The following is a 24,327-nucleotide window of genomic DNA, read 5'->3' on the forward strand; positions in this document are numbered from 1 at the left end:
AAAATGACATAAAAAAAGCGGCAATCACTTGCCGCTTTTTAGTTGCTTGATTTGTCAGTGTTACTGAAGCAAGTTCAGTGCAGCTTGAGGCATCTGTTTGGCCTGAGCCAACATAGACGTACCCGCTTGCTGAAGGATCTGCCCTTTCGTCATGGCCGTGGTTTCGCGCGCGAAGTCAGTATCGCGAATCCGGCTATTGGACGCAGACACATTCTCTTGAATGTTCGACAAGTTGCTGATGGTGTGACTCAAGCGGTTTTGCTTCGCACCCAAGTCAGCACGCTGACTGTCGATATAACGCATCGCGGAGTCAATCACACCAACGGCCATTTGTGCACCGCCCACATCGGATACGTCGATGTCTTTGGTCGTGATCAAGTCACCGTTACCGGCAACCAGTCCTAATGATGTCGCAAGTCCACCCCCGAAGGTAACTGTACCTTCGACTTTGGGCTCTTCGATAAAGATTTGCAATTGCCCCTCTTCATCGACAGACGCGGTGAGCATTTCATCGGATTGACCATTGATGTAACTGGCCAATTCTTCAACATCATCACCTGGCTTAGCACCGATCGTTAAGCTGACATTTTCACCGTCTTTGGTAGTAAATTGCAGCTGCAGTGTTGATGCGGTCGGGTCAACTTGCCAGTCAGCCGATTTTGGCTGTGTGCCAACAAACTCAACCCCACCCATGCGGAAGTCATCCGCGCGAATACTGGTTAAGCCCATGATGATCGCCTCACCGGCATCGGCACCGACTTGGAAAGACGCATCACCGAAAGAGCCGTTGAGTAGGCGTCGCCCACCGAATGCTGTGGTTTCTGCAATACGGTTTAGCTCATCCTGCAAAGCCTCAACCTCTTCTTGAATCGCGATACGCTCGGATTTACCGTTCGCGCCATTCGCTGACTGCAATGAGAGATCTCGCATACGTTGCAAGATGTTAGTGGATTCTTGCATGGCGCCTTCAGCGGTCTGCGCAATCGAAATACCATCGTTGGCGTTTCGCATTGCCACATCCAGACCACGCGTCTGAGCAACCAAACGGTTAGAAATCTGCAAACCCGCCGCGTCGTCTTTAGCACTGTTGATTCGGCTACCTGACGACAGACGTTCCATTGAATTATTCAACTCATCAGTCGCTTTATTCAGGTAACGCTGCGCAGTCATCGCAGACACGTTGGTGTTAACTGTTACACCCATTTTGCTCTCCTTTGACTTTCGCTTGCTTTGCGAAACAGCCTACCCGCGACGTGTTGCACTGTTTGTTTGCGGTGCTGCGGGAACAGCTTGTTAATCAGTTTCAAGATCAGCCCGTTCAAAAACTGGCCGCTTGATGAATTTAATACAATATGTGTGCCAACTTTATAGAATATATTTTAATCAATGATTTATGGGCTTTTGTTGCCCAGCCAATCGTCTTGAGAGGCAACGCCTAAACCATAAAATGAGGCGAAAGCGGCAAACGAGCGGCAATGCCTATCCAACTTTCTTTTCCTTGTTGCCTTGCAAGTAAGTTGCCAAACACGCTAACCCACAGATCAAAGGAACATTTTTTGCATCAATCTTGTCTTGCCATACAGCGCCATTGCCTTGACAGGCAGCGCCAACGGCCGTGCTCACCACAGCTAGAATAGGACGACGCAATCTATGACCCAAGATAACGATGGCCATACCAATATGACGTTGGATGAGGCATTTAAACTCGGCATAAACCTTTATCAAGAAGGAAATAAAGCGGACGCCCGCGAAGTGTTCGAGCAGATTTTGTCTCATGCGCCCGATGCGGCGCAAGTGCGGCAAGTCCTCGCCGTATTAGATGCGGAGGAAGGCAATCTCGAGCAGGCGATGGCGCATATCAACCATGCACTGGCACTCACTCCCGACGATTTATCATTACTGTTTGATAAAGCGCAGTTGCTGGTTCAACAAGGAAAGAACACGGCAGCGATGGAGATCGTCGAACGTCTATTTGTTGCCGCGCCAACCAACCCTGACATTCTAAACCTACGTGCCCAACTGACTGACAAACTCGGCCATAAAGGTGAAAGCCGTCGTACTCACGCATTGCGTGACGAGTTACACCAACTCAAAAATCAAGGGCTCGCCGAAGAAATTGAGAAAACCATGACATTAGCGGCGAACTTCATGGCTGATGGACATGTGGAGCAAGGCGAACAGCTCTATCAAACGATTTTAACGCTCGAGCCAGATTACCCGCCGGCACTGATGGCACTGGCACAGTATGCGCTGGACGATGAAGCCTTCGGAAAAGCCCATCAGTTGTTACTCCGTGGCAGTGATAAAGCGCAAGCTCACCCAGTTTGGCAACTGCTTCTGATCAAAGCCGAATCGGGATTAGGCAACTATACTCACGCGAGGCGACGCTGCCTGAGCGTGTATAAACAAAGCCAAGATCCTGCGTTTCTCCGGCAATTATTGGTGATTTATCTCAATGAGCGAAACTGGTTAGAGGCCAGTAAACTTGCTAAGCAGTGCTTACGGGAAGACCCTGAGCGCGGAGAGTTACATTATGCGCTGGCGCGTGCCACATTTGAGCATTTAAAACAGCATCACCAATTTACCCACGAAAAACTAACCCATTGCTACCAGATTCACGAAAAAGCCTGCCAATACGTCACGGGTAAGCATGCGAATACCTTGCAAGCGCAATTAGGCGAATTAGATTGGTATTTAGGCAACATTGATAGCGCGCAAAAGCGTCTCGAATCGCTATTGGCTGACAGCCCGGATGATCACGCTCTACGCTTTAACTTAGCGTTTGTCTATCGCACTCAGATGGCATGGCCCGCGTTTTATGAGGCCAACGAAGCTGGCATTGAATGTGGCCGTCGACTGAAATATCACGGTGAGTTACCGCGTTGGGACCTCTCTCGTCCCGAAAGCGATGCCGTACTCATTATGCCTGAACAAGGTGTCGGGGATGAGCTCGCCTATTTTCATAATGTGCCTATGGTGGTGGAACGTGCCCGAAAGGTCTACGTTGGCTGTGATCCTCGTCTTGAGCCCGTGCTCAAAGCCGCCTTTCCCACTACAGAGATCGTGCCTATTTCACGTACTGACGGGCAAGATATCCATATTCCTGATCACGTGTTAGCCGATATCAATAGCTGGGTCGCGGGCGGCTCACTGGCAGGGATTTGTTATCAGCATTTCGAGCGCCACCTTTATCAGCAAACCTATATTCGCGCATCGGCGACTCAAGAGGCACCTTGGCGATCGATGCTGAATGAACTGAAAGCTCAAGGGCCGGTTATTGGCGTTTGCTGGCGAAGTGGCTTGGCAGCAGCAACACGGAATATCCATTATTTGATTGCCGATGAACTGGGGCAATGGTTAACAAAAATGCGTTCCCTTCATCCTAAAGTTCAGTTTGTGAACTTACAGTATGGCGACTGCTCAAAAGAGCTGGCCAAAGTTAAAAAACAAACTGGGATCGAGGTCGTGCCATTACCAGGCTTGGATCTTAAGGATGATTTTGTCGGGAGTGCGAATGTTATGGCATCCATTGACGGCGTGTTTACCGCAGGTACCGCTGTTCACCGGACCGCCGTTGCGGTAGGGGCACCTTGTTATGTCTTTTTTGCCGGCCACAAAGACAGTGATCCGATGCAAGCAGTCGCAATGTCTGGCCATCAAGAGTATGCATTCTGCTATCCACCCTTGATGAACGATAAAAAGCCGCTATTGGACGCCATGGCACAGGCCATGTATCGCGATTTATTGACCGAGTAACCGACGCTCCCCAAGACCACCAACAGCAAAAGGGCAGTCAATACTGCCCTTTTGCTGGAAACGTCTCACCGTTAAAGCACGTTGGCGATGCGGATTAGATATAGTTGAACAGCGATAAGTCTTTCGTTTTCGCAAACGCTTGTTGCGATGCCTGTAGGGCTAACATGTCTTCGTTCATATCGATCGCGGCTTGGGTATAGTCCAAGTCCTCCATCGTGCCCAATGAGCGATTCAGCACCAATTTGAAATCTTTGTGCATGCTCTCTTGCCGATCTAGCGTAGTCAAACGTGTGCCGACCTCAGAACGGGCCTTGTTTAAGTGTTTGAACGCCGCTGCAAACTGATCGGTGACTTGATGCAGCTCTGCGGTTGCAGACGCATCATCGATGTCAGCATACGACAACGCAGCACCATTTTTAAACGCATCGAAGATGGTGAAGGTGTCTTGACGCTCGAGTGCAATGGTATCGCCGGGCTTCATCTCACCTTCAAAGGTCATTTTAAGCGTGTTCCACTCAATCCCATTTTGAGGGTCGTAGAGCCCAGTGCTCACTTCGGTCCCGTTTTGGGTCAATGAATAGGTTGTATCACCACTGGCATTCACATCAAAGGTCACTGCGTACGCGGCGTTGTCTGCATTATTACTGTTTTCTGCGCGAGCAAGCAGCAACAAGGAGCCATCTTGCAAATCGTACTCGGGCTGATAATCTCCATAGGGGTTATCAATTTCCATAAACATTTTATCGCCCGGATCCGATGTGGGCACTTCTACCGCGGGTGCAACTTGCRCAGTACGAAAATAGCTATCACCGGCATAACGGACATTGCCTTGACTGTCGCGATAAAAAGGTTGCGTACTGGTTTGGGTCCCTGAGAACAAGAAGTTGCCTGATTCATCCTTGGTATTCACCAAATCCATAAAGTTATCAAACATACCTTGTAAGTCTTGACGGTGTGCGGTGCGATCGTCATCGGATAACGACCCGTTGATCATCGCCATCACTTTGCGTTTCGCACTGTCCATCAATTGCTCAGATTCATCAATCGCGATCTCTTCACGCGTTTGGCGGTTTCTCGCTAACGTTATCGAGTCAATGAACTGATCAATTTGCTCGTCTTGCTGGCGGAAATTCTGAATATAAATTGACGACACAGGATCATCACCCGCAGTGATCACCCGCTTACCGGTCGCCATTTGTTCTTGATTATCTTGCACCTTAATATTCTGGCGCATGATATCGTTAGACACTGACTGGTAGTTGTGAAAGCTGGCAATACGGCTAATCATGATAGCTATCCTTATCGAGTCGCATTGAGCAGTGAATCAAACGTCTCATTTGCCGCTGTCATAATGCGCGACGCCGCCATATAGGCTCGTTGAAACTTCATCATATTCGCGGCTTCTTCGTCCAAGTTGACCCCGGCGATTTCAGCAACGCGTCCTTCCGCCGCATCATGCTCCACCAAGCTGACATCTTGTAGTCGTTCATACGATGCTTTTTGTACCCCAAGGTCGGTATTCAATCCTTCATACACATCCAACAAGGTAGAACGTCCGTTATCCATCAGCTTTTGCGTTTGCAATTCTTGCATTCGGATCAGGTTACTGTTGTCGCCATCTGCTGGGATCAGGCTGATAGCAAGAATATCGTCAGGCGCCGCTTTATCGTTAATCTCAATCAAGGTGCCATTGACGTTAACCGGCCCTGTTGGCGGATACGCTTGTGGTGCAAGCAGTACTTGCCCGTCTGTATCCGTGACCGCAAACTGACTCCCATCAGGTGATATGCGAACTTGGAATTCTTTCTGAGCCCCAGATTGCAGTACGCGCACATCCCCCTCACCATGGCTAATTGAACTAGCGCTGACATAACTTTGGGCGGCAATGCCAGCAGGATCATCCATCACCATGCGGATTTGCCCTGCAGCTGCACGCGCGGGGCGCAAAAAGACCCGTTCGTTAGGTGCAAGGTTGGCGTCGATTTGAACGCGCATGCCATCTACATTAAAACTTGGCGGTGTTCCGCTTGGCGTAACCGTTGATTGCTGGCCATCAGGTGACGTGAGTGTGTATTGCGCCCCATCAAATTTTAATTGATAGTCACCAATTTTAAGCTTCTGAAGATCATCGATGTATACTTTAAGATCAGCGGTCGAATCACCATTTTTGATCACCCGGGATGCCGCAATACGATCGTCATTAAAGTCAGTCAGGATATTCTTGCCAATCTCACCATTTAGATCGAAGCCTTGTCCTTGCAAATCGTTTAACGCTTGAGAAAAGCCAATCGCCATACGGCCGAGTTCGTCACGCGCCTGCCCCAGTGTCTGGTCGCGATATTCAAATAACGCGCCGAGCTTACCGCGAATATCGCGGTTAGAAATCGCCTTCACGCTTTTCCCTTCAACCAAGGCTAAACGTCGCTCTTGATGATCAGGCTTTCCCGGTAAGGTAGTGAGTTCACTGCTGTTCATTCCCGACACCAGCATATGACCACTGCCGATGATGACATTAAATAAACCATCTTCGCGCGCATTAACACTGACTTGGGTGTATTCAGCTAGCTCACGCACCAGCTTGTCATGGCGGTCAAGTAAGTCATTCGCTTCGCCTGGGGTTTTCAGAATGGCTGTATGAATGTCAACAATTTCGCGGCCAATATCGTTCATACGCTTGACCGTTGCATCGATTTGCGAGGAAGTATCAATAGACTGCTGCTGAAGTACGCCGTATACGTCGTTTAATCCGGCAGACACCATGCGCGCTTTCTCTAGCACCACCTTACGCGCCCCCATGTCACTCGGGCTATCGGTGAGGCCTTTCACGGCGCCAAAGAACTCATTCATGTTGTCAGGAATTTTCCGCGCTGAGTGAGCCATCATATCGTCAAGGCGCCCAAGCTGATCATTGCGCGCAGCGGCATGTTCTAAATTGGAGGTAGCAATATTGAGTTCATTAACGGCAAACTTATCGTAGTTACGACGCACGGCAGCGGCGTGTACACCATGACCATAGTTGCTTCCCCCCCAGTAATAGGGGTCGTTAACCCTTTGCTCAACAGACTGACGGCTATAGCCCTCAGTGTTCACATTGGAAATATTGTGACCTGTGGTATTAAGTTGTCGCTGCGCGGTGAGTACACCTTGCGACCCAAGGGAAAGCAGGTCAAAGCCCATTGTGCCTCCAGAAAACCCGGCAATAGAAACGAGATACAGGAATCAAAGCAAGAATTGAGCCAATAGAAGAAAAGGTTTTTAAGCCCATAAAAATCAATGATTTAATGTGGGCCTCATACATAAACCAAAGAAAGAAAAGGATAACGGCAAGCCCTTGCCTGCCGTTATTGATCCATCATGCCGCGGACTTGATCGAGCACGCGGAGCACCTTGTTCGAATAATCCGGATCCGTCGCATAACCGGCCTGATGCAACTCGCGAATAAATTGTTCTGGTTGTGCGGACTGGGACAGTGCCTGCTGATAGCGAGGGTTACTATTGAGGAAAGAGACGAAGTCGTCAAAGCTATCTTGATACGATGGGTAGGCACGGAAACTCGCCGTTTCTTGAACCGGTATGCCATCATAGACTTCTAAGGTCTGCGTCGCGACTTTATCGCCCTGCCAACGCTTGTCGGCCTTAATATTAAACAGGTTGTGGCTGTTATCGCGCGCGTTGGCGATGACTTTTTTACCCCATCCCGTTTCTAGCGCTGCTTGCGCAAGAATAATCGCCGGATCCGTACCTAGCGCCCTAGCGGCTCGACGTGCGTGAGGCGTGAGGGTTTGCACAAACGACTCTGGCGAATCAAACGATTCTTTGCGTATGGGACGCTCTGGAATACTTGGCGGCGCGATAGACTGTCTATCCAGTTCGGCCATCGCTTGCTCTGCCGCTTGCCGACTTTGATCTTTATTCATGGGCAGCGCGTTCGCGGATGCGAAAGCGGCCTCTTTTAAGTTGGTTTGGGGCTCACCCGATTGCGCGCTGCCTAGCTGTTGTACAATCATATCTGCCAAGCCCAGAGATCCTTCACGGCTCAGTTCACTGGCAAGTTGTTCATCAGCCATTTGCTCGTAAAATTTCGATGTGCGGTTATCAATCAAATCTGATTCAAACGCTTCATTCGCTTCTCGCATCGATTTGAACAGCATTTGTGTAAACAACGACTCAAACTGTTCTGCCGCCGCCCGCAATGCCGCTTTTTCATCACCATCTTTACCACTTACGGCTTTTTGCCGTAGTGAATCGAGCTGGCTAATGTCATGCACAAATTGGCTATCAACCGGTGATTTCATTGTTCTGCCCTATATCACGATCAACTGGCCATCGATGGCACCTGCTTGTTTCAGCGCTTGCAGTATTGCCATCAGATCTGACGGTGCTGCGCCCACGCCATTAACGGCACGTACCAAGTCGTCCAAGGTCACGCCCGGCTTAAAGTGGAACATCCGTCCCTCTTCTTCTTGCACTTCGATATCAGTATCCGGCGTGACGACCGCTTCCCCTCCGCCAAGCGGGTTAGGCTGACTCACATTGAAATCTTCATTAATGGATACCGTCATTCCGCCATGAGTGATCGCCGCAGGTCGCAAACGGACATTTTGTCCCACCACGATCGTCCCCGTACGAGAGTTTACAATGATCTTGGCGGCGGCATCGCCCGGCTCGAATTCAATATTTTCCACCGTCGATAAAAATGCGACGCGCTGGCTGACATCACGAGGCGCTCGAACACGTATAGACGTCGCATCCATCGCTGAGGCCATTGAAGGGCCTAAGAAGCGATTAATGGCATCCGCCATACGTTGCGCGGTGGTGAAATCCGCTTGAAATAAGTTGAAGGTCAAGAAGTCGCCGCGACCAAATGGATTGGGCACTTCGCGTTCAACAGACGCGCCATTAGTGATACGGCCAACCGTTGGTGTATTACCTACTAATCGTGAGCCATCCGCCCCCGTGGCGCTAAAACCACCCACGATCAAGTTGCCTTGCGCAATGGCATAGACGTTACCGTCCAAACCTTTAAGGAAGGTTTGTAACAGCGTTCCCCCGCGCAGGCTTTCTGCCGAACCAATCGAGGAAACCGTAACGTCAAGTTTTTGACCCTGCTTCGCAAAGGCGGGTAAATCTGCCGTAACAGCCACCGCCGCAATATTGGCCGCCTGAGGGTTGATGTCGGGTGGTAACTGGATGCCAAAGTTTTCCAGCATAGATTTAAAACTTTGATCGGTAAACGGCGTGCTCTCACCGGTGCCCGGCAAACCTACGACCAGACCGTAGCCTGTTAGGGTGTTGCTGCGTACACCTGCCACTTCCGACACATCTTTTATGCGTGCCGCGAGGCTCGGAAACGCCACCACCAGCAATACAATCGATAACAACCACTTTTTCACGTCAACTCTCCGGCACGTTATTGCGCTATAAAGTGACATTAAAGAATCGTGCCAACCAGCCTTGCTCTTGCGTATCTTGGCGATCACCCGTTCCTGAATATTGAATACGCGCGTTAGAAATACGTGTCGATGCAATCGTGTTATCTGGGCTAATGTCTGCCGGACGAATGGTACCGCTGAGGCGTATATATTCATCCCCTGAGTTTAATGTCAGCCACTTTTCACCTCGAACCATGAGGTTGCCATTCGAGAGAACATCAATTACTTGGACTGAAATTGACCCCTGTAGGCTGTTGCTCTGATCGGCCGAAGCAGAGCCTGTGAAGGAGTTATCGTTACTCACTTCATAAGATAGGGTCCGCTCGCCGATAGTGATTTCTTCCCCCCCCAGCGAGAGCGGATCCATAGTGAGATCATTGGATTTCGCCAAATCAGAGCTCGCACTTTTTTGTGCTTGCGTGTTCTCTTCGAGCATCACGGTGACGATATCCCCCAAACCGCGCGGTTTAGACCCGTCATAAAGGTCACGCTGGCGAGTACTATCAAACAAGGAGCCTGTCGCAGTCGCGTAATGCTCTGGGGGTTGCTGAGGACGAATGGGTGACCAAGCAGGGTCACCAGCTTTGGGATCTTCGCGTTGGCGGAGTAAGCCAATCAGTCCCTCACTGTCTGGCGCTGTCTCGCCCTCGACCGCATCCGTGGTTGAGGTTGCTTGGTCAAGATCACTACCTGTGTCTTGCTGACCCGGCAAAGAGCAGCCGCTCAGACCGAACAAGGCCATAAGCAACAAGCTTGGCATTAAAACACGTTGGAAAGTCATCAGCGCCCCCTTGTAACCCTTAACCTTGTTTATAACTGCTGATTCACATAGCTCAGCATTTGGTCAACAGACGAAATCACTTTTGAGTTCATCTCGTAGACACGCTGCGCTTCAATCATGTTGACCAGCTCTTCGGTGACATTCACGTTCGAGGTTTCTAGCATCGACTGCTTCACTTCACCGAAGCCATCCAGACCAGGCACCCCTTCTTGTGGATCGCCACTGGCTCCTGTCGGTAAATAGATGTTTTGTCCAATCGGCTCTAACCCACCCGGGTTGATAAAATCGACTGTGGTGATCTGACCCAATACTTGGTTTTCTTGCTGGCCACGCAAACGGGCTGACACTTCACCATCAGTACCCACCGTAATCTGCACCGCGTCTTGCGGCACGGTGATTTCAGGTTGCAGCACGTAGCCAGAACCCGATGTCACTATGGTGCCTTCATCGTTTAGGGTGAACTGACCATTACGTTGGTAACCGATATTGCCGTCCGGCAGCAATACTTGGAAGAAACCATCGCCTTGGATCATCATATCAAGGGCGTTATTGGTGGTTTGCACATTACCATTGGTATGAACACGTTGCGTGGCAACCACTTTAGAGCCCGCGCCCAGCATCAAGCCACTGGGTAACTCTGTGTTTTGCGAAGACTGGCCACCCGGTTGGTTGATGTTTTGGTAAAACAAATCTTCAAACACGGCACGCGACTTTTTAAAGCCAATGGTGGATGCGTTCGCTAAGTTGTTCGAGATGGTCGAGATGTTAGTCTGTTGCGCATCAAGTCCGGTTTTACTGACCCATAATGCTGGATGCATAGTGTGTTCCTCTTAAGATGACTTAGCCAAGCTGCAACAGTGATGCAGACGACTCGTCCATTTTTTCCGCGGTTTTCATCAGCTTCACTTGCATTTCAAAGTGACGCTGCAAGTCGATTAAGCCGGTCATTTCGCCCACAGCATTCACGTTGCTGCCTTCTAATGCACCGGTGAGTAGTGTCACTCCCGCATCAGCAGGAAAGATAGTGCCAGGCTGTTTGGCTTTGAAAACCCCGTCTTTGTCTTTGAATAAGTCTTGATTGTCGGGACGAACCAATTTAATTCTATCTACCACTTCCATTGCATCGGCAGGCGCTCCTTGCGGAAGCACCGACACCGAGCCATCCTTGCCCACTTCAATTTTTGCTGCGGGGAGTGGAATAAAAATCGGACCGCCGGTCTCGCCTAGGATTAGGTTGCCGTTACTGTTTTGCAGCAGGCCTGTCTGGTCGACTTTCAAGTGACCCGCGCGGGTATATCCCTCTTGCCCTTGGCTATCGAGTACCGCTAACCAACCCTGTCCCTGTACGGCAACATCAAGATTACGGCCGGTGGTAATCGTTGAGCCTTGCTCAAAACGATAGCCAGGACGCTCTGTCATGTTGAACACACGGCTGGGAAGTCCTTCGCCATACGCTTGCATGGAGCGAGACTGCTCAAGATCGGCTCGAAAGCCTGTTGTGCTCACGTTTGCCAAGTTATTTGCGCGCAGCTGCATCGCTTGCATGTCCTGCTTCGCACCACTCATGGCAAGGTATAACGCGCGATCCATATTGGTTGCCTCCACAATCGTTCTAACTAGAACAAAGCAAAGAACATGCCAGTATTAAAATTTAATATTTATCAAACAATTATGAAGATTTAGTGCCAAGTAGAAGCTAAACAGGAAGAGAGAATGGAAAAGCCTTGCCGCCCAATGTGTGGACGGCAAGGAAAGTAGGGTTATCGAATTTGCAAGATGTTTTGTTGCATCTGGTTACTCACTTCCAAGGCTCGCGAGTTAGCTTGGAAGTTACGCTGTGCGGTGATTAAGTCCACCAGCTCTTGAGTCATATCGATATTCGATTGCTCGATCGTTCCGCTTTTTACTTGGCCAAACGCACCTTGCATCGCTTCACCAAAAATAGGATCGCCAGAGTCTTGCGTTATATCCCATTGGGTGTTGCCCACTTGAGCAAGGCCTTGTTGGTTGGCCACACGGACCATAGCGACACGCCCTAGCGCAATGTTTTCACCGTTACTATAGGTGGCCATGATGGTGCCTTTGGGATCAATATCGACCTTGGTCAAGTAGCCAGTCGTCGCGCCATCGTCGCTAAACTTACGCATTTCAAACGGTGCGGCATATTGGGTCGGATTGTCGAAGTTGATCGTCAACTGCTGATCACCATTCGCACCGTTCATCTCCAGCGCCGCCCCTGCTGCGCCAAGCGGATCGGTCACTATTGGATTGCCACCATTGATACTGTTAACAGAGCCATCCGAGTTAAAGTCGACCGTATGTCCCGCGTGCCCTGTGGCATTGGTGACATTACCACCTTGAATGTTAACCGGTTTTTCCCCTTCGGGATCTGTCATGGTGTAGTACACCGACCAACTATTCGGGTTGGCGGGATCATTGCCTTTTACATAATAGGTGGAAAGCTTATAAGGCTGACCCAATGAATCATACACGGTGGCAGACGTTTGCTTGTTGTAGGTCTCTGGGTCTTCAAAATTAAACTGCGCCGGATCTTTCTCTGCGCCACCGGCAGGTAAGTTCAAGCCAATGTCGACATTTTGCGAGGCACGAGGCTGACCAAACTGATCGGGCACATTCAGCGCTTGGGGTTCGTACGATCCCACTTGCTGCGTGTCAGGGTCCACTTTATAACCCAGCAGATATTGACCTTCCGAGTTGATAATGTCGTTGTTTTTATCAAGGTGGAAGGCACCGTTACGCGTCAGGTGATAGTCACTGGTTTGAAGCTTATCATTCGAGACGCCAAAGAACCCATTACCACTGATCCGTAAATCCAACGGGTTGTTGGTGTAGATACTCGAGCCCTCATGGAACTGCTGCGCAACGACCGAGGTTTGCACACCCGTACCATTGGTGGTTTTCGAGTTCGAAAAAATCGACGTTGAATACACATCCCCGAACTCAGCACGCGACTCTTTAAAGCCATATGTATTGGCGTTCGCAATGTTGTTACTGGTGGTATTCATGTCTTTCTGGGCCGCACCAAGGCCACTTAACGCAATATTAAAACCCATTGCTTTCCACTCCTAATAAATCGGTTAGCCTTTCGTCACATTACCGACGTCGGCATTACCGACTTCTAGCACTTCAGCGAGCTTGAACGGTGAGGAGAAGCCGGCAAGATTTAACATCACGTTGCCGTCGCCATTCCCCAGCAAGACACTGTTCACATTGGCATAAGTTGATAAATCAAACTCTTGAGTTTTACCATCAACCATGCCGCTGACTTTCAATCGATAGCGACCTTCCGGCATCGGATTGCCGTTGTCATCGTTGCCATCCCACTCAACCCGGTGATCGCCGGGCGGCTTCGGCCCCATGCTGAAGGTTCGCAATAGCTGGCCTTGTTCGTTCTCCACCCGAACACTTACGTTATCGAGCGCGCGAGGCAGTTTCACCATGCCCGCGATTCCGCCAGCTTCAGGCTTGACGCCCATCGAGCCAGGAACCAGTACGTCTCGGCCAACCAAAGATGACGCTTGTAGTGCTTGGTTAGAAGTAATCGACTCATTGAACGCATCAAATTGATTGTTCATCTTGCCGATCCCTTCTACCGTCGCAAATGACGCCATCTGAGAGATCATTTTGTCATTGTCGACAGGCTTGAACGGATCCTGTTGTGACAGCTGCTTGGTGAGCAGTGAGAGAAAGTCTTCCTGCTTGAGCTCAGTCTGTCCGGTGACTTTCTCCTGGCTCTCTTGCAGTTTTTTCTCCTGCTGCGCCTTGAGCTGGTCAATGTAGGACAGTCCGCTAGTCGAACCTGTACCGTCGATTCCGGCCATTATCGCCTCCTACATTACTGACCCATCTGAAGCGTACGCATCAGCATTTGTTTACTCGCATCGGCAACCTGCACGTTAGTTTGGTAGGCGCGCGACGCGGAGATCATATTCGCCATTTCTTCCATCACGTTGACGTTGGGTTTAAAGATATAACCCTCTTCATTCGCCATCGGGTGGTCAGGGTTATATTCGGCACGTAAAGGCTTTTGGCTCTCAACGATACCTTTAATGTGCACCGGCACACTCTCACCACTTTGCTGCTTGAAGCGGTTAAGCTCTGCAGCAAAAATCGGATGCCGTGCACGATAGGTTTCCTGCGCAGAACTGCTTACCGAATTGGCATTGGCTAGGTTGCTTGATGTGGTGTTCAACCGCACTGACTCTGCGCTCATCGCCGAACCAGATACGTTAAAGATATTAAACAAGCTCATCGGTTATTCCCCTTTCAATGCCTTTTTCATGTTCTTGAACTTTGAGCCAAGAAAATCCAGTGAGGCTTGGTATTCCAATGCATTCTGCATAAACAAATTCTTTTCGAGCTGAGCATCAACCGTGTTGCCATCCCCAGTATCAGGTTGCGTAGGCACGCGGTACTTCTTCTCGCCCGCCACGTGAGTGGTGGCAGCAATGTGCCGCTCATTAGTGCGGCTAAGGCCAATGCTTGCCCCTGAGGTTGCCGCCTGCAGGGCACGTTTAAAGTCGATATCTTGTGCTTTGTAGCCTGGCGTATTGGCATTAGCAATGTTGCTAGACAGCGTCTCTGCCCGTGTAGCGCGTACGCCGACAGTGTGCTGGTGTACGCCTAATGCATTGTCAAATGTAATCGCCATGGGCAACCTCCAAAACTCTTCTCATTACATCAAAGCAATCTTGATGCCAATTTTTAATACCCAATCTAAACACTATATTTTCAATGAGATAGAAACCAAGCCGCGGGATTATCTGGATGAGACGGCGGCAATACTCACTAAAGAAGAGGCAAACAGAAAAGAAAAAGCGGCAAGAAAGATGCCGCTTTTGAAAAGGATTACTTGAGTTTGTAAATAATACCGGGGTTACACCGGATCATCTCAAATTTATCAGTGAGCCCAGTCAGCGACTCAGACGCCCCAAGAATTAAGTGTCCGCCTGGGTTAAGCGCTCCCGCCATCTGATTTAAGACCTGAGCCTTCATGTCTGGCGAAAAGTAAATCAAGACGTTACGACAAAATATAATGTCAAACTTACCCAACAAGCTATAGCTTTCCATCAGGTTCTGAGGGCGGAATGTCACCATACGCTTAATGTTCTCTTTCACCCGCATCTTGCCATCACCAACATCTTCAAAGAAGGTACGACGACGCTCGGGTGAGAGTCCGCGCCCGAGGGCTAGGTTATCGTAAATTCCCTGACGGCAAGCTTCCAACATCGAGGTTGAAATATCGGTGGCAGTAATGCTCACACTACCTAACATGCCCGGCTTGCGTTGCTGCGTTTCAGCTACGGTCATGGCGATAGAATACGGCTCTTGCCCGGATGAGCTCGCCGCCGACCAAATTTTGATCGGTTTGCGGGCTTTGCCTAATTCAGGCAGTAGACGATGGGCCAACACTTCAAACGGGTAGGTGTCACGAAACCAAAGGGTTTCATTGGTGGTCATCGCATCGATTGCAGCGACTGCCAGCTCTCGATTTCGGCCCGTAATCACCGATTTCACCAATTCAGAGAGTGACGCCAAACCAAACTTATTGACCAATGGGCTAAGTCGGCTTCGTACTAGGTATTGTTTGCTATCCCCAAGCACGATGCCGCATTTCGATTCGAGATGCTTGCAGAAGTCTCGATATTCTTGGTCACTGATTGCTACATTTGTCATTAATCAACTCAATCGCTCTGTTTGGGTTACGACTTAACCGCTTCGATGACGGCAGAGCYCAATTCATCAGGGTCGAATTTCGCGATAAACGAGTTGGCGCCCACGCGCTGCACCATGGCCTCGTTAAATACCCCGCTTAAAGATGAATGCAATACTACATGAAGATCTTTTAAGCTCGCATCTTTTCGGATTTCAGTGGTGAGGGTATAACCGTCCATTTCCGGCATCTCAATATCTGAAATCACCAATGCCAGCTGGCTATATATATTGCCTTCTGCTGCCATTTCTTTCAGTTTATCCAGTGCCTCTTTGCCATCTTGTACCAAGATAACATCATAACCGACACTTTCTACAGCGCGCTTCACTTGGCGACGCGCCACGCTCGAATCATCCGCGACCAGCACTTGGCTCGGTGCACTTTCTTCACGCTCTTGGCGCTTGGAGAGCACCTCCTCACTGATTTCCTCATTCACGGGTGCAATTTCATTCAGGATTTTTTCAACATCCAGCACTTCCACCAGCTCATTGTCAATTTCAGTCACGGCGGTCAAGTAGTGAGAACGGCCTGTGCCTTGAGGCGGAGGGAGGATTTTTTCCCAGTTCATGTTCACAATACGCTCGACCGACCCAACTAAAAAGCCCTGCATCGAACGGTTAAACTCAGAAATGATCACGAAACGATTCTCGGGATCCGGAATAGCTGGCCCGCCAGTTGCTAGGCTCATATCAATGACAGAGACTGTTTGACCGCGAATGTGCGCGACCCCTTTCACTAAGGGATGCAAATTTGCCATCGCGGTTAACTTAGGGCACTGAAGAACTTCCTTTACTTTAAAGACGTTAATGCCAAAGCGTTGGTTTCTCATCAGGCGGAAAGTCAACAGCTCTAACCGGTTTTGTCCTACCAGCTGCGTTCGCTGGTTGACCGAATCAAGAACACCACCTGTCATAAGATAAACTCCATGTTGCCCCGTTTTTTATGTAGAGTAGCATGATAATAGTAGTGGGTTATTGCACTACTCTCGAGAAAGAAGGGAAAATTTCTTCTTTGGTCGTCATCAATGGTTTGGATCTATGTATCAGATATTACGTTTATTTATCGTCAGCTTATTAACAAGCTTTAGCGTAAGTATAGCCGCTGCGACGGTAAGTCAAATGGATGCGGTCAGAGAAGCGGCAGAACGACATGTCGAGTCTATCATTTCGGTGCCCAAAAATGGTGAGCTCGACATCACAGCCGGCAACCTTGACTCGAGATTACGCCTGACCGATTGCCCGTTGCCATTAGATACCGAAGTGCCAGGGCGACAACGCATGAATACCTCGGTCACGGTCATGGTCTCGTGTCCTCAAGATGACTGGCAGGTGTATATCCCAGTCCAAATTCGCTTAATGATCCCACTGGTCGTTGCCAAGCGCCCGTTAGATCGTGGCATGCCTCTTGCAGAGAGTGATATGACCATTCAAATGGTTGACAGTCGGTTTCAACGTGGCCAAACCTACACCAGTCCAGCGCGCCTAATAGGCTCGAAAGTAAAGAGAACGGTCGGGATTGGTCAGCCCATCAGCAGTAACGATGTGTGTGCCGTGTGTCGAAATGATGACGTTGTTATCACTGCACGTGGAAACGGACTCAATATTGTTGCAAAAGGTACGGCATTAAGTGACGGTGCTCTAGGAGAGCAAATAAAAGTCAAGAACGATAAATCCAATCGGATTGTCGATGCTACAATCTCGGCGGTGGGCGAAGTAACGGTAAATTTCTAATTTTTTACGCCCGAATGCTAAAGTTAGCAAAAGGAATGCCGATACGCTGAGCAACGGACTCAAAAGCGACTGACAGTAAGGCGACGTTTATGGCGAGTATTGACCAACTACGTGGTAACCAGCAACCGCTGACCACAACCCGCAATAGCGGGAACCAGAATAAGACACAAGAGGCGCAAGGGAGCGCCGTGCGTGAACAGCAACGCACGACCAGTCAAGATGATGCTGTGTCGCTGAGCCATCAAAGCCGAGAGATCGGAAAAATGAATCAGCAAATGGCCTCTGAGCCGTATTTTGACAGTGCGAAAGTCGCTGAAATTAAACAAGCCATTGCCAATGGCTCGTATAAAGTCGATGCTGACAAACTCGCTGCCAATATGATGCGCTTTGAGAACGATTTGAACGACAGTTAATCTGGCGGGATAGTTTATGAGTCAAAATGCGCCCCTGTCCGTTCTTCTCGAGCAGCAGCTAGAGCGAGTTCAGTCGCTAAAAACGCTGCTCGAGCAAGAAGCCAAAACCATTGCCAGCCGGGTGTCGGAAGACATCGAAGCCACCGCCAAACAAAAGCAAATCTTGGTGAATGAAATACAGCGTGCTGATAGCCAACTCGCACAGCATCCTGAGCGAGAAAAGCTTAAAGGCGACCCGCAATGCGTTGAGTACGTCAACACCATCCAACAGCACATTCAAGCCTGTAAGCAACAAAACGAGACCAATGGGATGGCGCTACAACGCGCAAGTTTAAGCATCCATCGGTTACGTAATTTGTTCCAAGAAAGCGGCGGTAAGTCGGAACTGACCTATGACCATGACGGCAATGCGTCAGGCCGAAAAACCCTGGGCACAAATGTAAAAGCGTAGCTCGCGCTTTAGTATACGCCGAGCCACCTGGCACTGCGCACTGACGTCTCCTTACTTAACCGCTTTATATTGGCCGCAGCACGTATACCCACTGCACATCCACACCTACCCAACCGATAAGACAACGCGGCTCAGCTGGCCAATGACGGCTAATAAAAAAGCGAGCCCTGTGGCTCGCTGATTGCGCGGAGAAGAGGTGGATTAAAAGATAATATTTTCGTTACGGGGGATGTTTTGCGACTCGCCATAACGCTTCATTTTTTGCATCAAATCTAAATCCAGCTCCAGTTCGGTCACGTAGCTGTCACCAACTTTGTAGCTTGCCACCACTTCAGCACCGCGGATAATCCCGTCGACAGCGCCTTGTGTGCTATCACGGCCAAGACTTTGATCCTCCACACGGGTGCGACCACTGACTCGAAGTCCATACACCTGCTCACTGAGCTCTTTATATGCCTCCACTTTTGACGCCCGCATTGCCCTCGTTTCACGCTCTTCTTGCGTGGCCCCTTGCTGAGCACTGATTGAAGCCATACCAACCGCAGAAATAACGTTCTCCTCTTTCATCTTGGTCAGAGGCTGACACGCGGTTAAAGCCATCAGGGCTAAAAGGCAAAGTCCATGTTTTATGCTCATGAATCATCCTGTCTTGGTTAAGGCTTAAGAACGACTGTTTCACGCTTGATGCGGTTTTGATCATCACGAATAATGACGCCATCACGCATGCGCACTTTATAAAGCGTGTCAATATCTCGACCAATACGGTCTGCGGGTAAAAACCCTTGCGCAGAAGCGACCACAACACGCGACTCCATACCAATAATACGCGCATTGACCAGTACACCTCCACCTTGTCGTAGCATGGTGCCTGTCAAGATATAATCAATCTGCTGCTCGGGGTTTAACTCTTTCCAATCACGGCTGATGGCAAAGTCCCCTTCTTCAGTAACACGAATCGCGCCGGTCGATTTGAAGTCTATGACGGTAAAGCCACGGCTTTGCATCTGATAGATCAGCCCTTCGGTCACTGTATTGCCTAACCAGTTCGTTTCAGACATGTCTTGCAAGTCTACAAACGACGTGACCGCCAACGGGGTACGTGCGGTTAAGTAAGCGTTTGTCGCCAGTAATTCGTCGGCCATGCTATTTAAAAAATAGTCCAGCGTGTGGCGAGGACGCTGCTTGAGGAAGAACTCACTCCCCGAGTAGGGCTCTTTCCCGTTGTAAATAGGCGTATATGCACAGCCTGCTGTCAACAGCGCTAATACCGCCACTATCCACTTTTTCATCGTATCATGCTCCGCGATCAGTCATCGATGTGAGACAAGTGTCTTCTTAGAGTATCGGACAAGGACCACAAACCTTTACCTTGAATTGTCACCCTTGTGTTCCGGAACACAACTTGCATCAATTTCTCATGCGTCATGCTCTTGTTAGGGTTGCCACCCTACCTGTTATGTTAACGAAGCAATTTCCATACCTACTAAGTGAGAACTTGACTATGAAAACCCGTTTGGCGCGATTCGGCCTGCTTTTTTCTCTGTTTATCACGCCGTTCACACAGGCAGCTTGGTATGAAGTGTCCGCCAGCTCGCCCATCCTTGAAAGCGAGCAAGCAGCACGCGTCCGCGCATTAGAGGCAGCCACGTTCGATGCTATGCAGTTCTCCGGCGCCGATGTAGGCAGTTTGCAACAAATCAAACGATTTTTTACCTCCGTTAAGCCCGGTTACCAATTCAATGGTAGTGAAGTGCGCGAGATCTTAATTCTGGAAGAAGGCACTCAAGGTGGCAATTATGTGGTCAATGTGCGGGTAGATATCTATCCATCGGCAAATGCTTGCCACAAGACACAGTATAAGAAAGGAATGGTGATGACACGCTTCCCGATTGTGTCGCCTCAGCAAGCGGCCTTAGGAGGAATTTACCAATTTGGTGATGATTTTTCTGTGCTGCTTAGTCGAGAAGTCACTCAACACGGACAAAGCTTTGTTGGCCGTGGTATTGCGAATGTCGATGTTTCGCCGAACGCCCCGCAAGCTGTCGCAATGCTGGCGGAAGATAAAGACGCGCAATTTGTTGTCACTGGAGCCATTACCGATCTCTCCGCGACGACAGACAGTGGCAGCTTCGGTAGCTCTCAAGACAATCGGCAATTGGCGGTCAATGTGCAAGCGATGGAGGCTGAAAGCGGTGAAGTCATTTTCCAGCGCCGCTATCGTGATGTTGCCAAATGGCCTTTTGAGCGCCATAGCCAAGTGGATACCCAAACAGCGCGTTTTTGGCAATCGCCTTACGGGCAAATGGCACGACGCATGAGTCGTAACATCTTGCTGGATTTAGAGTCGGCCTTATCCTGCCGCGCCAGCAAGCCTAAGATTGTGGCGTTAAAAGACAATATCGCACAAATCAACGTCGGCCGAATCAATGGCGTGAAACAGGGTGACCAGTTACAACTGTGGCATCTCGCTTCTTTCACTGATGATTTAGGGATTGTGCGCACGCAGCGCCGTAAAAGCGGAATGACATTAACCGTTGCGCGTGTTTATGAAAGCAGTGCCGAAGCGGTTATCCAACCCGACAGCTTGATAGGCAGCATTCAGATCGGTGATATTGTCACCAAAGGAGTAAACTAAATTGAAACAGGCGCTTAAATCGCGCCTGTTTTTACGTATAATGGCTGCCCGCGCTCCCATAGCTCAACAGGATAGAGCAGTCGCCTCCTAAGCGACCGATCGGGGTTCGAGTCCCTGTGGGAGCGCCAGTAAACCATTACCCCCTCCTTCTTTAGTCGCTATTTGCTGTTCTTTACCTCGTTTCATTTGATTTTTGTTCAAAATATCCGAACATATCCATCAAGCTCTGCTACTTATTATTCCGACGTCTCACCTTTATTATGGCTCTCAATCCGGCGAGTAACGCCAATATCTATCAACTTTTTCGAAGAGGCCCATTATGCGTCAACGTTTACATACTCTGCTTTCCACTCAATCAAGCTTTGCCCCCTTAGCTTTGCGTTTTCCTGTCGGGGTGATTCTAGTCGCCCACGGCGCGCAAAAACTGTTTGGTTGGTTTGGTGGCTATGGCCTTGAAGGAACGGGCCAATGGATGGCATCGATTGGCCTTGAGCCTGGTGTGCTAATGGCGTTGATGGCAGGTAGTGCGGAATTTTTTGGCGGTGTGCTGTTGTTGATTGGTCTATTGACGCGCCCTGCTGCTGCGGTCACGGCAATCACCATGCTGGTCGCGATTGTTACCGTACACTGGGATAACGGCCTGTTTCTAAGCAACAACGGGTATGAGTTTGGATTGGCATTACTGGCTGCCGCCGTCTCATTAGTGTTCAGTGGAGCTGGCAATCTCTCTGTCGATCAAAAGCTCAGCCAGACAATGCGCTAACCCTCTACGACTGACCCATACAAAAATGCCGCGTTGAACACGCGGCATTTTTCGTGGCCAAGGGTTGGTTGATTAAATGTAAGTCACCCACGCCCAAAGGCTCAACATGGCCATCACGCCGGCAAGGATGTCATCGAGCATGATCCCTAGCCCGCCATGAACATGCTTGTCCAACCAACTGATAGGCCATGGCTTAATCATATCGAAGAGTCGAAACATCACGAAGCCTGCCAAGATAATCTGCCAGTCGGTGCTTGGCACCAATGCCATGGTGATCCAAAAGCCAACAAATTCGTCCCACACAATCGCGCCGTGATCATGCACTTTCATATCCGCAGAGGTACGACCGCAAATCACAATGCCTGCAAGACTACCGACAAGAATGGCTATCCATAAACCAACTGGCGCTGTGTAGGTTGCCAGTAGCCAATAAAAAGGCACCGCAAACAAGGTACCAACCGTCCCCGGTACCACCGGAGAGAGCCCACTCCCCAGCCCAACGGCCAGCAAATGCAACGGGTTTTTAAGCGATAAACGCTGCTTAGGATCTGTCACTGTCCAACTCCTTAAAGTGATCCCATCCTGATAGCGTCCAGTCTAGGGGATTACCATCGGCCATCAATTGTAAAGACTGACTGCCATTAATTTGACCAATACAAGCGGCGGTGACCCCAGTGTGTTTCAGTGTTGTCTCTAACGTCCCGCGATACATTTCCGGTACGGTAAAGCACAATTCATATTCTTCGCCACTGGTTAAGGCAAGCTTTTGCGCGGTTTCATAGCTGTCCACATCCGCTAATAACGCCTCCGACAGCGGCAATTGGGTCACATCAATGGATGCGCCCACACCACTGGCTTTGATAATATGCTGAATATCAGCCACCAGCCCATCGGAAATATCAATCGCTGCCGAGGCGATACCCCGTAAAGCTTGGCCTGCCGCTACGCGAGGCTGCGCGCGATAATGCCGATTAATCAATGTGGCCGCCCGTGCCTCATCGGTCACCGGCTTACCAAGGACATAGTTCAGTCCTGCTTGGCTATCCCCCAAGGTACCGGTGACATATAACCAATCCCCAGGCTTAGCACCATCGCGCGTTAATGCCTGTCCATGAGGGACATGGCCATGTAAGGTCATGGTAATGCTTTTGGGCCCACGTGTGGTGTCACCGCCAATCAGCTGGACTTGAAAGTATTCAGCAAGCGCAGAGAAACCTTGGCAGAATCCTGCCACCCACGCTTCATCCGGTTCAGGTAACGTTAGCGCCAACGAGCACCATGCAGGCATCGCTCCCATGGCTGCTAAATCGCTTAAATTCGATGCCAACGCTTTATGCGCGATATCGGAAGCACTGGCTGTAGCAAGAAAGTGGGTACCTTCTACCATGGTATCTGTGGTGATGGCGAGCTGACAGCCCTCGGGGACTTGGGTAATGGCACAGTCGTCACCAATGCCTAGCGCCACATCGCGGCGGTTCACTGGCTGACGAGCGAAATAATCGCGAATCAGGTCAAATTCGTTGCGCGTCATAATGGCTTTCGTGGTATCGCATCTAAAAATAAAAAGGCCAGCGGGGCTGGCCTTGAAAGGGAGGTAATTAACGAAGTCGTGGGGCCGCTTTATCAAGCACACCATTCACAAACTTGTGGCTGTCTTCGGCGCCAAAACGCTTCGCCAGTTCCACCGCTTCATTAATCACGACTTTATACGGCACATCTTCACGTTTCACCAATTCGTACATCGCCAAACGCAGCAGTGCGTGCTCCATGTCGTCCAAGTCTTGCAATGGACGTGACAAGTAAGGACGCATTTTGCTGTCTAGCTCTTGATGACTCAGTACCACGCCGCTAAACAGATTGCGGAAATATTCCACATCGGTTTCAGGCTCACGCAGAAGTGGCTCTGCGTCTTTGTGGTCGTCTTCTTCGTACTTTTCGGCTGCAAGGAATTGTGCCTCAATATCTGCGATATTGCCTTGCGCCAGTTGCCATGAATAGATGGCTTGCAATGCAAATTGGCGTGCATTACGTCGTGCGGCTGGTTTCACTCTAACCCCCGTTTAGGATTCAATCTGGGACAGGACATTGACCATTTCAAGCGCGCTCAGTGCAGCCTCTGCCCCTTTATTACCAGCCTTGGTACCTGCGCGTTCGATGGCTTGCTCAATGGTGTCAACAGTCAGCACGCCAAAGGCGACTGGGGTTTCAAACTCCAGTGCAACCTGTGCTAACCCTTTATTACATTCTCCGGCCACATAGTCAAAGTGGGGCGTGCCACCGCGGATCACCGAACCTAGCGCCACAATCGCATCGTAGCGACCGCTTTTAGCTAGTTTCTGGGTCACCAAAGGCAACTCGTAGGCACCGGGACAGCGGACCACGGTAATATTATCTTCGCTGACTTGGCCTTGGCGCTTCAGTGCGTCGATCGCACCTGATAGTAAACTCTCGTTGATAAAGCTATTAAAGCGAGAGATAACAATAGCAACCTGCGCGTTGGGCGCGGCAAATGCACCTTCGATTACGTTCATGAGCCTTCCTGTGACTTGCTTTCCGGAATGAGAAACCGCGCGATTCTACCACATTTTTAGCGAATGGCACCATGTTCCGTGCCCGCCACCCCTGTCGCACA

Annotated in this window: 27 protein-coding genes and 1 tRNA gene; 8 read left to right on the forward strand and 20 right to left on the reverse strand. The window is 49.9% G+C overall.

Annotated features, from left to right (window positions below; genetic code table 11):
- Positions 1–60: 60 nt before the first annotated feature.
- Positions 61–1,203: a flagellin gene (locus BZJ19_RS01140; RefSeq protein ID WP_077674316.1), complete on the reverse strand. Its 1,143-nt coding sequence runs from the start codon at positions 1,201–1,203 to the stop codon at positions 61–63.
- 447 nt (positions 1,204–1,650) lie between these two features.
- Here BZJ19_RS01140 and BZJ19_RS01145 point away from each other — a divergent pair, with 447 nt between their 5' ends.
- Entirely contained in the window at positions 1,651–3,756 is a 2,106-nt protein-coding gene (locus BZJ19_RS01145; protein ID WP_077674317.1) for a tetratricopeptide repeat protein, read from the forward strand.
- A 94-nt stretch (positions 3,757–3,850) separates the two neighbouring features.
- On the opposite strand, the gene flgL is transcribed toward BZJ19_RS01145, so the two are convergent.
- From flgL to flgB, 11 genes are all read right to left on the reverse strand, one after another.
- Positions 3,851–5,044, reverse strand: a complete 1,194-nt coding sequence (gene flgL, locus BZJ19_RS01150) for a flagellar hook-associated protein FlgL (RefSeq protein WP_077674318.1) — start codon at positions 5,042–5,044, stop codon at positions 3,851–3,853.
- A gap of 11 nt (positions 5,045–5,055) precedes the next feature.
- Positions 5,056–6,933 carry a flagellar hook-associated protein FlgK gene (gene flgK, locus BZJ19_RS01155; protein WP_077674319.1) on the reverse strand — a complete coding sequence of 626 codons (1,878 nt, stop codon included), beginning with the start codon at positions 6,931–6,933 and terminating at the stop codon, positions 5,056–5,058.
- A gap of 164 nt (positions 6,934–7,097) precedes the next feature.
- On the reverse strand, positions 7,098–8,051 hold the full coding sequence (gene flgJ, locus BZJ19_RS01160; RefSeq protein WP_077674320.1) for a flagellar assembly peptidoglycan hydrolase FlgJ: 954 nt from the start codon (positions 8,049–8,051) through the stop codon (positions 7,098–7,100).
- Positions 8,052–8,060: 9 nt separating this feature from the next.
- On the reverse strand, positions 8,061–9,149 hold the full coding sequence (locus BZJ19_RS01165) for a flagellar basal body P-ring protein FlgI (protein WP_077478930.1): 1,089 nt from the start codon (positions 9,147–9,149) through the stop codon (positions 8,061–8,063).
- A 25-nt stretch (positions 9,150–9,174) separates the two neighbouring features.
- Positions 9,175–9,969, reverse strand: a complete 795-nt coding sequence (locus BZJ19_RS01170) for a flagellar basal body L-ring protein FlgH (RefSeq protein ID WP_415752736.1) — start codon at positions 9,967–9,969, stop codon at positions 9,175–9,177.
- A 29-nt stretch (positions 9,970–9,998) separates the two neighbouring features.
- Positions 9,999–10,787: a flagellar basal-body rod protein FlgG gene (flgG, locus tag BZJ19_RS01175; RefSeq protein ID WP_069589302.1), complete on the reverse strand. Its 789-nt coding sequence runs from the start codon at positions 10,785–10,787 to the stop codon at positions 9,999–10,001.
- 22 nt (positions 10,788–10,809) lie between these two features.
- Positions 10,810–11,559 (reverse strand): flagellar basal-body rod protein FlgF, encoded by a 750-nt coding sequence (gene flgF, locus BZJ19_RS01180; protein WP_069589300.1) that lies wholly within the window; start codon positions 11,557–11,559, stop codon positions 10,810–10,812.
- A 170-nt stretch (positions 11,560–11,729) separates the two neighbouring features.
- Positions 11,730–13,043 carry a flagellar hook protein FlgE gene (gene flgE, locus BZJ19_RS01185; protein WP_077674321.1) on the reverse strand — a complete coding sequence of 438 codons (1,314 nt, stop codon included), beginning with the start codon at positions 13,041–13,043 and terminating at the stop codon, positions 11,730–11,732.
- Between the two features lie 24 nt (positions 13,044–13,067).
- Positions 13,068–13,811 carry a flagellar hook assembly protein FlgD gene (locus BZJ19_RS01190; RefSeq protein ID WP_069589298.1) on the reverse strand — a complete coding sequence of 248 codons (744 nt, stop codon included), beginning with the start codon at positions 13,809–13,811 and terminating at the stop codon, positions 13,068–13,070.
- 14 nt (positions 13,812–13,825) lie between these two features.
- On the reverse strand, positions 13,826–14,242 hold the full coding sequence (gene flgC, locus BZJ19_RS01195) for a flagellar basal body rod protein FlgC (protein WP_069589296.1): 417 nt from the start codon (positions 14,240–14,242) through the stop codon (positions 13,826–13,828).
- Between the two features lie 3 nt (positions 14,243–14,245).
- Complete coding sequence (flgB, locus tag BZJ19_RS01200) at positions 14,246–14,641, reverse strand: flagellar basal body rod protein FlgB (RefSeq protein WP_077455526.1); 396 nt, start codon at positions 14,639–14,641, stop codon at positions 14,246–14,248.
- Here flgB and BZJ19_RS01205 point away from each other — a divergent pair.
- Positions 14,640–14,846 carry a hypothetical protein gene (locus tag BZJ19_RS01205; protein WP_077674322.1) on the forward strand — a complete coding sequence of 69 codons (207 nt, stop codon included), beginning with the start codon at positions 14,640–14,642 and terminating at the stop codon, positions 14,844–14,846. The genes flgB and BZJ19_RS01205 overlap by 2 nt on opposite strands.
- On the opposite strand, the gene BZJ19_RS01210 is transcribed toward BZJ19_RS01205, so the two are convergent.
- Positions 14,839–15,666: a CheR family methyltransferase gene (locus tag BZJ19_RS01210; protein WP_069589292.1), complete on the reverse strand. Its 828-nt coding sequence runs from the start codon at positions 15,664–15,666 to the stop codon at positions 14,839–14,841. The two genes, BZJ19_RS01205 and BZJ19_RS01210, sit on opposite strands and share 8 nt — an antisense overlap.
- Before the next feature lie 26 nt (positions 15,667–15,692).
- Entirely contained in the window at positions 15,693–16,616 is a 924-nt protein-coding gene (locus tag BZJ19_RS01215) for a chemotaxis protein CheV (RefSeq protein WP_077674323.1), read from the reverse strand.
- 124 nt (positions 16,617–16,740) lie between these two features.
- On the opposite strand from BZJ19_RS01215, the gene flgA reads away from it, so the two are divergent.
- The 3 genes from flgA (at position 16,741) to BZJ19_RS01230 (ending at position 18,297) form a co-directional block, all read left to right on the forward strand.
- On the forward strand, positions 16,741–17,433 hold the full coding sequence (flgA, locus tag BZJ19_RS01220) for a flagellar basal body P-ring formation chaperone FlgA (protein ID WP_077478926.1): 693 nt from the start codon (positions 16,741–16,743) through the stop codon (positions 17,431–17,433).
- An 89-nt stretch (positions 17,434–17,522) separates the two neighbouring features.
- Entirely contained in the window at positions 17,523–17,846 is a 324-nt protein-coding gene (flgM, locus tag BZJ19_RS01225; RefSeq protein ID WP_069589288.1) for a flagellar biosynthesis anti-sigma factor FlgM, read from the forward strand.
- Between the two features lie 16 nt (positions 17,847–17,862).
- A complete protein-coding gene (locus BZJ19_RS01230) occupies positions 17,863–18,297 on the forward strand; it encodes a flagella synthesis protein FlgN (protein WP_077674324.1) in 435 nt (144 codons plus the stop codon).
- Positions 18,298–18,498: 201 nt separating this feature from the next.
- Here the strand turns inward: BZJ19_RS01230 and BZJ19_RS01235 are convergent, their stop codons facing one another.
- Together BZJ19_RS01235 and BZJ19_RS01240 are read right to left on the reverse strand one after the other, a co-directional pair.
- Positions 18,499–18,933 carry an LPP20 family lipoprotein gene (locus tag BZJ19_RS01235; RefSeq protein ID WP_102136080.1) on the reverse strand — a complete coding sequence of 145 codons (435 nt, stop codon included), beginning with the start codon at positions 18,931–18,933 and terminating at the stop codon, positions 18,499–18,501.
- Positions 18,934–18,950: 17 nt separating this feature from the next.
- Positions 18,951–19,586, reverse strand: a complete 636-nt coding sequence (locus tag BZJ19_RS01240; RefSeq protein WP_069589286.1) for a FlgO family outer membrane protein — start codon at positions 19,584–19,586, stop codon at positions 18,951–18,953.
- A 212-nt stretch (positions 19,587–19,798) separates the two neighbouring features.
- On the opposite strand from BZJ19_RS01240, the gene BZJ19_RS01245 reads away from it, so the two are divergent.
- From BZJ19_RS01245 to BZJ19_RS01255, 3 genes are all read left to right on the forward strand, one after another.
- Entirely contained in the window at positions 19,799–20,932 is a 1,134-nt protein-coding gene (locus BZJ19_RS01245; protein WP_077674325.1) for a flagella assembly protein FlgT, read from the forward strand.
- A gap of 52 nt (positions 20,933–20,984) precedes the next feature.
- A tRNA-Arg gene (locus tag BZJ19_RS01250) sits at positions 20,985–21,060 on the forward strand.
- A 191-nt stretch (positions 21,061–21,251) separates the two neighbouring features.
- Complete coding sequence (locus BZJ19_RS01255; protein ID WP_077674326.1) at positions 21,252–21,695, forward strand: DoxX family protein; 444 nt, start codon at positions 21,252–21,254, stop codon at positions 21,693–21,695.
- 72 nt (positions 21,696–21,767) lie between these two features.
- On the opposite strand, the gene BZJ19_RS01260 is transcribed toward BZJ19_RS01255, so the two are convergent.
- The 4 genes from BZJ19_RS01260 to ribH form a co-directional block, all read right to left on the reverse strand.
- A complete protein-coding gene (locus BZJ19_RS01260) occupies positions 21,768–22,250 on the reverse strand; it encodes a phosphatidylglycerophosphatase A (RefSeq protein WP_077674327.1) in 483 nt (160 codons plus the stop codon).
- On the reverse strand, positions 22,237–23,226 hold the full coding sequence (gene thiL, locus BZJ19_RS01265) for a thiamine-phosphate kinase (protein ID WP_077674328.1): 990 nt from the start codon (positions 23,224–23,226) through the stop codon (positions 22,237–22,239). Before thiL ends, BZJ19_RS01260 begins: the two co-directional genes overlap by 14 nt.
- Before the next feature lie 67 nt (positions 23,227–23,293).
- A complete protein-coding gene (gene nusB / locus BZJ19_RS01270; RefSeq protein ID WP_069589278.1) occupies positions 23,294–23,743 on the reverse strand; it encodes a transcription antitermination factor NusB in 450 nt (149 codons plus the stop codon).
- Between the two features lie 12 nt (positions 23,744–23,755).
- The gene (gene ribH / locus BZJ19_RS01275) at positions 23,756–24,226 is read right to left on the reverse strand and encodes a 6,7-dimethyl-8-ribityllumazine synthase (RefSeq protein ID WP_069589277.1); all 471 of its coding nucleotides are present in this window, start codon (positions 24,224–24,226) and stop codon (positions 23,756–23,758) included.
- Between the last annotated feature and the right edge of the window lie 101 nt (positions 24,227–24,327).

Source organism: Salinivibrio proteolyticus (assembly GCF_001996165.1).
Classification (GTDB): Bacteria; Pseudomonadota; Gammaproteobacteria; order Enterobacterales; family Vibrionaceae; genus Salinivibrio; species Salinivibrio proteolyticus.

What these genes read in the sequence shown, in the direction of transcription:
- flgF (WP_069589300.1), bottom strand. Translation starts at nt 11,559, where the DNA reads ATGGATCGCGCGTTATACCTTGCCATGAGTGGTGCGAAGCAGGACATG.
- flgA (WP_077478926.1), top strand. Translation starts at nt 16,741, where the DNA reads ATGTATCAGATATTACGTTTATTTATCGTCAGCTTATTAACAAGCTTT.
- BZJ19_RS01230 (WP_077674324.1), top strand. Translation starts at nt 17,863, where the DNA reads ATGAGTCAAAATGCGCCCCTGTCCGTTCTTCTCGAGCAGCAGCTAGAG.
- BZJ19_RS01210 (WP_069589292.1), bottom strand. Translation starts at nt 15,666, where the DNA reads ATGACAAATGTAGCAATCAGTGACCAAGAATATCGAGACTTCTGCAAG.
- BZJ19_RS01145 (WP_077674317.1), top strand. Translation starts at nt 1,651, where the DNA reads ATGACCCAAGATAACGATGGCCATACCAATATGACGTTGGATGAGGCA.
- BZJ19_RS01140 (WP_077674316.1), bottom strand. Translation starts at nt 1,203, where the DNA reads ATGGGTGTAACAGTTAACACCAACGTGTCTGCGATGACTGCGCAGCGT.
- BZJ19_RS01240 (WP_069589286.1), bottom strand. Translation starts at nt 19,586, where the DNA reads ATGAAAAAGTGGATAGTGGCGGTATTAGCGCTGTTGACAGCAGGCTGT.
- flgG (WP_069589302.1), bottom strand. Translation starts at nt 10,787, where the DNA reads ATGCATCCAGCATTATGGGTCAGTAAAACCGGACTTGATGCGCAACAG.
- BZJ19_RS01255 (WP_077674326.1), top strand. Translation starts at nt 21,252, where the DNA reads ATGCGTCAACGTTTACATACTCTGCTTTCCACTCAATCAAGCTTTGCC.
- BZJ19_RS01245 (WP_077674325.1), top strand. Translation starts at nt 19,799, where the DNA reads ATGAAAACCCGTTTGGCGCGATTCGGCCTGCTTTTTTCTCTGTTTATC.
- flgB (WP_077455526.1), bottom strand. Translation starts at nt 14,641, where the DNA reads ATGGCGATTACATTTGACAATGCATTAGGCGTACACCAGCACACTGTC.
- flgC (WP_069589296.1), bottom strand. Translation starts at nt 14,242, where the DNA reads ATGAGCTTGTTTAATATCTTTAACGTATCTGGTTCGGCGATGAGCGCA.
- ribH (WP_069589277.1), bottom strand. Translation starts at nt 24,226, where the DNA reads ATGAACGTAATCGAAGGTGCATTTGCCGCGCCCAACGCGCAGGTTGCT.
- BZJ19_RS01170 (WP_415752736.1), bottom strand. Translation starts at nt 9,969, where the DNA reads ATGACTTTCCAACGTGTTTTAATGCCAAGCTTGTTGCTTATGGCCTTG.
- flgM (WP_069589288.1), top strand. Translation starts at nt 17,523, where the DNA reads ATGGCGAGTATTGACCAACTACGTGGTAACCAGCAACCGCTGACCACA.
- flgJ (WP_077674320.1), bottom strand. Translation starts at nt 8,051, where the DNA reads ATGAAATCACCGGTTGATAGCCAATTTGTGCATGACATTAGCCAGCTC.
- flgK (WP_077674319.1), bottom strand. Translation starts at nt 6,933, where the DNA reads ATGGGCTTTGACCTGCTTTCCCTTGGGTCGCAAGGTGTACTCACCGCG.
- thiL (WP_077674328.1), bottom strand. Translation starts at nt 23,226, where the DNA reads ATGACGCGCAACGAATTTGACCTGATTCGCGATTATTTCGCTCGTCAG.
- flgE (WP_077674321.1), bottom strand. Translation starts at nt 13,043, where the DNA reads ATGGGTTTTAATATTGCGTTAAGTGGCCTTGGTGCGGCCCAGAAAGAC.
- BZJ19_RS01190 (WP_069589298.1), bottom strand. Translation starts at nt 13,811, where the DNA reads ATGGCCGGAATCGACGGTACAGGTTCGACTAGCGGACTGTCCTACATT.
- BZJ19_RS01235 (WP_102136080.1), bottom strand. Translation starts at nt 18,933, where the DNA reads ATGAGCATAAAACATGGACTTTGCCTTTTAGCCCTGATGGCTTTAACC.
- BZJ19_RS01205 (WP_077674322.1), top strand. Translation starts at nt 14,640, where the DNA reads ATGGGCAACCTCCAAAACTCTTCTCATTACATCAAAGCAATCTTGATG.